1 protein-coding gene is annotated in these 958 nt (G+C 41.4%); it reads right to left on the bottom strand.

The window, feature by feature from the left end:
• Nucleotides 1-917 (bottom strand): IS4 family transposase (locus tag JMW94_RS14700; RefSeq protein ID WP_227685546.1); only part of this gene is annotated, 917 nt, incomplete at its 3' end.
• Between the last annotated feature and the right edge of the window lie 41 nt (nt 918-958).

Raw genomic sequence — 958 nt, 5'->3', positions numbered from 1 at the left:
CGAAATACAGTCTTATCATTGTTAAAGAACACCAAGTGAAGGCCCTCAATCAACACATCCAGGCCAAGCGCAAACAAACTGGCTTGAGGTCGAGCGTTTGACTTTAACTTGCGCTTTAACGGCTTATTTTTGTCTTTATAAATACCGACTTGATAAGCCCAACAAAATGCTAAGGCGTTCACTGCGACTAATTTACTGACCCGATCAAGATGGGTTAAGTGGGTATCTTCAAGATTAAAGCCACGGCCCTTTAGACAAGCAAATAAAGTCTCAATCTCCCAACGCTTAGCATAGCTTGTCATCGCATCCACTGTTTCTAGTTGATTGGTGGCCACAATCACTAAACCGTAGTCTTTATCACGCTTGGCAAATACTCGAACCAAACAACCATCGACAGTCAGTATTCGTCCATGTCGATATGTTTCTTGATGGCTAACATGGCGTAATAACTCTTTAATCTGTACCAACTTGCCATGATGATTCTTAACTTTACTGTTCTTCTTAATCCGTATGGTAAAGGGTATGTGATTATTGGTGAGCCAGTTAAACCATTTTTCGCCAACAAACTCTCTGTCCGCTACTATCATCTCAAGGTTATCTTTGCCAAATTGTTTGATAAACCGCTCAATAAGTTCACAGCGTTCAAGATGGTTTGTATTACCTCGCTTATCTAGCATTTGCCAGTATAAGGGGATGGCTATCCCTTTATATACCACCCCTAGCATAAAGATGTTGAGGTTACTTTTACCCCATTTCCAGTTGGTGCGGTCAATGGTTAAGGTGAGTTTGCCTAGCCCAAATAGTCGATATATCATTAAAGCCAGTTGATCGTAGTCTATCCTCGCTTCGGCAAAAAATCGCTGTAGTCTGCGATAGTGACTGTCGGTCTTGCCACCCTTAGGAAGGTGTCTTGCTATTTTTTTTAAGATTACTGCTTTGAGCAGTAATCAGGGCTATT

This window comes from Psychrobacter immobilis (genome assembly GCF_904846185.1).
Taxonomy (GTDB): Bacteria; Pseudomonadota; Gammaproteobacteria; order Pseudomonadales; family Moraxellaceae; genus Psychrobacter; species Psychrobacter immobilis_B.
This window is presented reverse-complemented; position numbering and strand designations above follow the sequence as displayed.